This is a genomic window from uncultured Nostoc sp. (assembly GCF_964245575.1).
GTDB lineage: Bacteria > Cyanobacteriota > Cyanobacteriia > Cyanobacteriales > Nostocaceae > Nostoc.
Genome location: NZ_CAXTNP010000325.1, coordinates 1 through 7,595, shown reverse-complemented (window position 1 = coordinate 7,595; position 7,595 = coordinate 1). Strand labels below are relative to the sequence as shown.

At 41.7% G+C, this 7,595-nt stretch carries 7 protein-coding genes and 1 pseudogene; 3 read left to right on the top strand and 5 right to left on the bottom strand.

Annotation, left to right across the window (positions count from 1 at the left end; translation table 11 throughout):
• Positions 1-118: 118 nt before the first annotated feature.
• Positions 119-214 (bottom strand): annotated as a pseudogene (locus ACFFAP_RS33005) (30S ribosomal protein S21); the annotation flags it as partial.
• Positions 215-313: 99 nt separating this feature from the next.
• Between ACFFAP_RS33005 and ACFFAP_RS33000 the strand changes: the two are divergent.
• Together ACFFAP_RS33000 and ACFFAP_RS32995 are read left to right on the top strand one after the other, a co-directional pair.
• Positions 314-454, top strand: coding sequence for a hypothetical protein (locus tag ACFFAP_RS33000; RefSeq protein WP_375515169.1), 141 nt, complete (start codon positions 314-316; stop codon positions 452-454).
• Positions 455-525: 71 nt separating this feature from the next.
• A complete protein-coding gene (locus ACFFAP_RS32995) occupies positions 526-1,368 on the top strand; it encodes an SPFH domain-containing protein (RefSeq protein ID WP_375515168.1) in 843 nt (280 codons plus the stop codon).
• Here ACFFAP_RS32995 and folP read toward each other — a convergent pair.
• Positions 1,365-2,225, bottom strand: a complete 861-nt coding sequence (gene folP, locus ACFFAP_RS32990) for a dihydropteroate synthase (protein ID WP_375515167.1) — start codon at positions 2,223-2,225, stop codon at positions 1,365-1,367. The two genes, ACFFAP_RS32995 and folP, sit on opposite strands and share 4 nt — an antisense overlap.
• Positions 2,226-2,277: 52 nt before the next feature.
• Complete coding sequence (gene tpiA, locus ACFFAP_RS32985) at positions 2,278-3,009, bottom strand: triose-phosphate isomerase (RefSeq protein ID WP_375515170.1); 732 nt, start codon at positions 3,007-3,009, stop codon at positions 2,278-2,280.
• Positions 3,010-3,297: 288 nt separating this feature from the next.
• Between tpiA and ACFFAP_RS32980 the strand changes: the two genes are divergently transcribed.
• On the top strand, positions 3,298-4,779 hold the full coding sequence (locus tag ACFFAP_RS32980) for a GTP-binding protein (protein ID WP_375515166.1): 1,482 nt from the start codon (positions 3,298-3,300) through the stop codon (positions 4,777-4,779).
• Between the two features lie 145 nt (positions 4,780-4,924).
• On the opposite strand, the gene ACFFAP_RS32975 is transcribed toward ACFFAP_RS32980, so the two are convergent.
• Positions 4,925-5,764, bottom strand: a complete 840-nt coding sequence (locus ACFFAP_RS32975; RefSeq protein ID WP_375515165.1) for an Rpn family recombination-promoting nuclease/putative transposase — start codon at positions 5,762-5,764, stop codon at positions 4,925-4,927.
• 158 nt (positions 5,765-5,922) lie between these two features.
• Positions 5,923-6,954 (bottom strand): HNH endonuclease, encoded by a 1,032-nt coding sequence (locus ACFFAP_RS32970; protein WP_375515164.1) that lies wholly within the window; start codon positions 6,952-6,954, stop codon positions 5,923-5,925.
• Between the last annotated feature and the right edge of the window lie 641 nt (positions 6,955-7,595).

Here is a 7,595-nt window from a genome sequence, read left to right as displayed (position 1 = left end):
GCTAAGTTAAACTGTTAGTAATTAATTATACTCTCATGAGAGTAATAAAAGAGCGCTATGTGCTGTTGCCTGTTTTAGGTCATAACCTCAAGCAACGCCCCTACCACACCAAATAGCTTTATTTAAAACGTCTTGTGCGTCTAGCTGCCACTGCCTTACGTTTGCGTTTTTCAATCGGTGTTTCAAAGTGTCGATGATATTTCACATCAGCTAAATTTTACATAATATTATACACCTACGTAAATATATTGAATAAAAGTTGAGGCTGTCTGAAGATGTTAGTACAAGTAATGTTGATTAGATAAAGTAGTCCTTGCCAGCGTTTGATCAAGGTGCTTTAATAGCGATCGCATTGGGCAAAATAGCCTACTTACAGAATATGTACAAGACGCGCAGCGAATCGACATCAGATATTGCTGCTGGTGTTCATAAAATTACCGACTCAAAACATTAAACTCAAAGATATGACAAGCTATTAGGATATCCTTGACACTAAATTCTCCCAAAAGCTGAATAGGAGTATACATGGAGCCAATCATTTTTATAGTTTTAGTGCTTATAGGTTATGCCTTAGGTTCTGCAAAACTGATTAATCAAGGTAATGAAGCCCTAGTTGAACGCCTGGGGCAGTATCATCGGAAACTTAAACCTGGGCTGAACTTTATTGTTCCCTTGGTAGATCAGGTTGTGATGGAAGATACCACGCGAGAGCAAATTTTAGACATCAAGCCTCAGAATGTGATCACCCAAGATAATATTTCTGTGGAAGTGGACGCTATTGTGTACTGGCGCATTAAAGATATTGAGAAAAGCTTTTACGCTATTGAGGATCTGCAAGGGGCACTGACACAGGTGACTACAACCACGCTCCGGGAAATCATTGCCCAGAACACTCTGGAGGAGACCAATGTCTCTAGAGCAAAGATGCACTCAGATCTCTTATTGGAGTTGAATAGTATAACCATAGATTGGGGAGTTGAGATTCTCCGGTTAGACCTTCAGAGAATTACCCTACCTGAGAGTGTACGAAAGTCTAGGGAAGAGGAGCAAGCTGCTGAAATTAAAAAACGGGCGCTGATTACCGAAGCACAAGGGCAGAAGGAAGCTGCCATTACAAAAGCAGAAGGAACTATGGCTTCAGTGCAAATAATTTCTCAAGCTCTCCGTTCCAATCCAGATAGTAGGGACATTCTGCGGTATCTTGTGGCTCAAGATTACGTAGATGCCAGCCAAAAACTTGGTGAGAGCAATAATGCCAAAATTGTCTTTGTAGACCCAGCAAACTCAAGTGAAATGTTTCATGAGTTGATCGGCGAGTCAGTAACTCAAGAAGGTAACGGCAAAAAATCCGAAAACGGTAATACTTAACAGTCACCTTGTGTGGCTTGTCTCAGTAGCGCATCAGCTACTAGTGAAACATCGCGCATTTCTTGAACATCATGAACTCGGAGGATATCAGCGCCATTAAAAATAGCAGCACAACAAGCTGCTGCCGTTCCCCAAACTCGTGCTTTGGGATCTGATTGATTTAAAATGCGACCAATGAAACTTTTACGGGATGCTCCTACCAAGATAGGACAGTTGAGTGTTGAGAGCGATCGCAAGCGGCGAAAAATCTCTAAATTTTGCTCATAGTTCTTAGCAAAGCCAATACCAGGATCAATAATAATTTTATCTAGGTCAATGCCCGCAGCAGTTGCTACCTCAATTTGCCTTGCCAAAAAACTATAAATCTCTTTGAGCAAATCTTGATAATCAGTCTGTTGCAGCATTGTCTGTGGTGTTCCCCGGATGTGCATTAAAATAATCGGCACACCTAACTCTGCAACTGTTGATAACATTTCTGAGTCAAAAGTGCCGCCAGAAATATCATTAATAATATCCGCTCCAGCTGCTACAGATGCCCTGGCTACAGCAGCACGGGTTGTATCTACAGAAATCGGGACTGAAATTTCTGGTTTTAGCACCTGTAACACCGATAACACCCGGTCAAGTTCATCTGCCAAAGTTATTTGCTTTGCCCCTGGTCGAGTTGATTGACCGCCTACATCGATAATGTCAGCACCAGCAGCTACCAAGGCTTGCGCCTGAACTAAAGCGGCAGAGGTAGTGTTAAACTCACCCCCATCACTAAAGCTATCAGGCGTCACATTCAAAATGCCCATCAAATAAGTCCGCCGTCCCCACTCGAAACAGCGTCCTCGAATTATCAATTTCCTTGGCATAAATCTACATTAGGCATTCCCATGCAGAGCATGGGAACGAGAAAAAAGCACATCACAGTGACTGAAAATTTACAATCCGAGCGAAACTCTCAGCTTCCAAACTTGCTCCTCCTACTAAAACACCATCAATTTCTGGTTGAGCCATGATCTCATCAATATTGTTCGGCTTAACTGAGCCACCATATTGAATTGATACATTTTGATTACTCAACTGGCTACGAATTAAGCCAATTATCCGATTCGCCTCCGTTACTTCACAAGTGTCACCAGTACCAATCGCCCAAATCGGTTCATAGGCAATCACCAAATTATCCTGATCAATATCTACCAAGCCTTTGTCGAGTTGGAGAGCAATCAGTGATTCAGTTTCTCCCGCATCTCGTTGTTGTTTAGTTTCGCCAACACAGAGAATTGGGGTCAAACCAAACCTTTGAGCAGTTCGGAGGCGTAGATTAACGGTTGCGTCCGTTTCACAAAAGAATTGCCGTCGTTCGCTATGACCGACAATCACAAAGCGCACACCAAGTTCTGTCAGCATTAGGGCAGAAATCTCACCCGTATAGGCTCCAAATTCTTCCCAGTGGACATTTTGCGCCCCCAGGTGGATGAGGCTACCGTGCAAACTCTTGGACAAAACACTTAAATCAGTGAACGGAGGGCACAATATCACTTCTCGCCCTTGGGGGGTTTCCTCTAAGTGGGGCAGAAATCCTTGTAAAAACTCCTGGGTCTCTGCCTGGGTTTTGAACATTTTCCAGTTGCCGGCAATAACGATTTTCCGCACAGGTAATTTAGTCAAGATCCTAACGAGTTATTTAGATGCATTTTTCAGTTTATGACTTTTTGTTAGTCATTAGTCATTAGTCATTGGTCATTGGTCATTGGGCACTTGTACTCTCGCACTCGTGCCGAGCAAAGCCGAGGTAAGTCGAAGTATTGGGCATTGGGCATGGGGCATACTTATTCCCCTTGTCTTTTTTGTCTGCCTCATCTACCCAAACCGCTCCTAAAAATAACTAGGATAGTAAACGGGGTGTATCTAAAATTCTAAAATCTAAAATCTAAAATTAATATGACTTCGACATTGCCCGTGCCTGAACCTCATCAAAGTGATTCCGCCAACACTGACGCAAATTCTTTCAGTTGGGAGGAAGAACTGGATAGTGCCATTTTCAGCTTTGAAGACATTCAGACGGAACTGAACTATAAACAAGCACAAACGGCGCTGCGAAACTTGGTAGCCAATCTCGATCTCACCCCCCAAGAAAAAATCGGATTGGAGACGGAAATTGCTGATTTGGAAACCATGCTGGGGAAGTTAGACCGGATGGTGGTGCAGATTGCGGCTTTTGGCATGGTGGGACGTGGTAAGTCTTCGCTACTCAATGCTTTGGTTGGGCAAACAGTATTTGAAACTGGGCCGCTGCACGGTGTCACCCGTGCTGCACAAAGAGTTAATTGGAGTATTAGTGAGGAAGCTATTGGAGAAACTGAACGTGCCCTCCGGGTCACTCTCCCTGGTGTAGGTCAATCACAGGTGGAATTAATTGACACTCCTGGGTTAGACGAAGTAGATGGTGCAACCCGTGCCGTATTAGCTGAACAGATTGCAAAACAAGCGGATTTGATTCTGTTTGTAATATCTGGTGACATGACAAAGCTAGAATATGCCGCCCTTTCTCAGTTGCGGGAAGCAGGTAAACCGATCATTCTGGTGTTTAACAAAGTAGACCAGTATCCAGAAGCAGACCGGATGGCAATTTATCACAAAGTTCGGGATGAAAGGGTGCGGGAATTACTTACACCTTTAGAAATTGTCATGGCTGCGGCATCGCCATTGGTGAAGACGGCGATTCGTCGCCCTGATGGTACTAGGGGCATACAGTTGCGTACAGGTAATGCCCAAGTTGAGGAACTCAAGCTGAAAATCTTGGAGATTCTCCACCGTGAGGGTAAAGCTTTGGTTGCCCTCAATACTATGCTTTATGCCGATATTGTAAATGAGCAGTTAATAGAACGAAAACTGATGATTCGGGAGGTGAATGCCAATCAGTTGATTTGGAAGGCTGTGATGACTAAGGCATTAGCGATCGCACTCAATCCCGTAACTGTGGTAGATATTCTCAGTAGTGTGGTAATTGATATTGCTCTGATTTTGGGTTTATCTAAACTCTATGGCTTCTCCATGACCGAAGCCGGGGCTGTACAATTGTTACAAAAAATCGCCTTAAGTATGGGCGGCATCGGTGCTAGTGAACTGTTGGCAAATTTGGGCTTGAGTGGATTAAAAACTTTACTTGGGATCTCTGCAACAGCTACGGGTGGCATTGCGCTAGGCCCTTATATATCGGTAGCAATCACCCAAGGGGGAGTAGCTGGTGTTTCTTCTTACGGGATTGGACAAGTTACCAAAGTTTATTTAGCCAACGGCGCGACTTGGGGGCCTGATGGCCCGAAAGCTGTGATTAATCGGATTTTGGCAAACCTGGATGAGACTTCAATTCTCAACCGTATTAAAGATGAATTACTCCACAAGGTAAAACTCAGAAAGTGATGCCTAAACGTGGAGTTAATAAAGGTTTGGTTAGCCATGTTCATCCCTAGAAGACCCCCCAATCCACCCACTTGCTTCTCCGGTTGAGACTAGGCTGCGTGTAAGCTTGCTTTAACTAATTCGTAATTACGAATTACAAATTATTTTAGTTAATTGTATTTTGCTCAAGCCAAGTAACTAAATCAGATATATTTGAAAAGTCTAAAAATTCTTCTCCTAACTGTTCCAATTGTTCAGTAGATAAGACTCGAATTCTCTCGAATATTGAGGAATCGATTTCTCCAAATCGCCGATTTAACTGACGATTTAAGAAGCGAAAAGCTTCTTTTTGTTCTCCCCTTTGTTCTCCCTTCTGCAAAATATCCTGATAAATCACTGATTCTTGCATAATATCTTCCCGCAATAATTGACGAATAAAATCTTTCTCAAACTTTAAGCCTGCTAAAATCTCCGTGTAAGCAGCAGTATTTTGTCTAGTCTCGATATCTGGAATTTTAACAATTTCTTCGGCAACCTGCGATAATAACGCTTGGGCTGAATCAGTTCGCGTTAACGGTGCTAAAGGTAATAAAGCCAGATTGCCAAGAAATAGTGCCGAATCTTGTTCCCACATTCGGATAACTCGATAACGGTGGGTTGTGACTTCGCTAACATATTCTTCAGTAAATGCGATTTCGTCACTTGTCTCTTGTAAGAAAATCACTACTTGCGTAACAGGAACTTGATATTTCCGTGTCAATCGGACATAGTAATCTAGCATCCGCAGAGAAATTGGTTTTGGGGATTTGATTGTGGTTTGAAATTCTAGGTGTAAAATCCGATTTTCTGTTTGCAGAAATGTTACTGAATCAGCACGTATCGGTTCAATGCTTAATTCGGTTTTTAAGATTTCAATTGTTCGCGGTTCTTGATTTAATAACCAACGGATAAAATCACGGGGATATTTCTCTGCGAGGATTTTACAAAGGTTGTCATATTCTGCCATCTATAAAGGTTGCACCTGATTTTATGAATTATTTGGGGATTTTCAACAAATTAATAAATTATCTAATCTTGTGGAGTGGACTGAAAAGCCTGCCTTTGGCTATGGGCGGGCGAGACACCCACCCTAATTATGCAATTTTATTTGTGCAACAGCTTATTTCAGAGCGTAGAATCATCAAACGCACTCTTATAAGCATCAGCAGCTTCTATCCCAAAGCCTCCAGCTTCCACATGACGAACTAGCGATTGAATGATGGGTGTAGCAATACTAATACCAAATAAAGCATTGAAGCCTGCGACAACTACTGGTGCTGACAAAATGACTGTAAATTCTGGAAATAAAGCTAACACAGCCACTAAAACCAAAAAAACAATTGGTGTCGCAATACCTGCTGCCTTTGCTGCTTCAAAAATTAGATTTTTATACTCTTCAACAGTAATGTCGCCCCGATAAAGATCCAAAGAGTAAGAAATTGCCATTACTACAACCTGGGTGAGAATAGCTGTTCCCGTTGCAGTAATCCCAAGTCTAGCGATTGTTCCAGAATTGCTGACAATTGAATCTACCGCATTATAAACCCGAATATAAAACTGCTCGCCAACGGTCATTACTTTCGCACCTCGACGGAGATTATCAACACCTACTTCCCAAAGGATATTATCAGCAGCATTCGATCCACCTTTGGAACGTGGATTGATATGGCTACCATGCTTATCTCTAAGAAATTGACGAATTGTATATTCTTTGGCTCCAAGCTTTGATGTGCCAGGAATTTTCTCAAAAAGCTTTATGACATCTGCATCAGAGCGAGGTAAGTCTCTCACCCGAACACCAGCACGATATCTCAGCCTATTTGCAATCTTGGGCATCTCTTGGGCTAATTCGGCAGCTGTCTTTGGTAAATTTTGCAAAGCATCAGCCATAACCATACTAGATGCGGCAACTCCAACAACATTTTCTTCAAATGTTTTAGTAACATTTTGAATAGTTTGAAAAGCTGACTGGGCTGCTATGGTTGACAAACTTTGTAAATCATTAACTGCATGGACACTTGAAGTAGTCATCTCGGTAGTAGCGTTCTTGATTCCATCAACTACCTCATCCATCCCATTTACTACATTGTTGGCTGCTTCTTGAGCTTTATCTCTAACCGTATCTGCCAACTTCTGTGCTTGGTTGAGAAAATCCATGTTTGAGTAACCTTTCATTTATGCTGTGGAGTATTTGCTCCAGTTTCTCTTTCTAAAAATGAGAACCACCTCAGCATTAATGACTAATTTATTTTCTAAATACTTAAAGAGATAGTAATCCATTTATATTGTTTGTGTATGTTACTTTTAAAAACTGAACTATCCGACTATAGCAATCTTATTAAATCAGTTGTGAAAATTATCGAACCGCCAAGCCGCCAAGAGAAGAAACAGAAAAATTCATAAATAATTTAATTCAAGGCTTTCATGCTGGACAAATTGAGTTTATATGTCAGCTAAAATAAAGCTATTTAAGTGATATGTCTTGTTCTTGAAAGCGATCGCTGATTATTACCATTAAAAATTTGTGCAGGTGAACTCCATTCCATCATCCTACCTGCTGCGAGATAGAACTTTCCTCAATGCGATGTCTACGACGGGCTACGCCTACGCAGTTAACGGCACTAAAAATACCCTTTGAAATTTATTAATTTAATTTTTTCAAGCTATAAAAATATTGTGGATACTCGAAACTTCGACCTTTGAACTCGAAACTTCGACCTTTGAACTCGAAACTTCGACCTTTGAACTCGGAACTTGAGCTTTAGAACTCGAAATTTGAGCTTTAGAACTCGAAACGT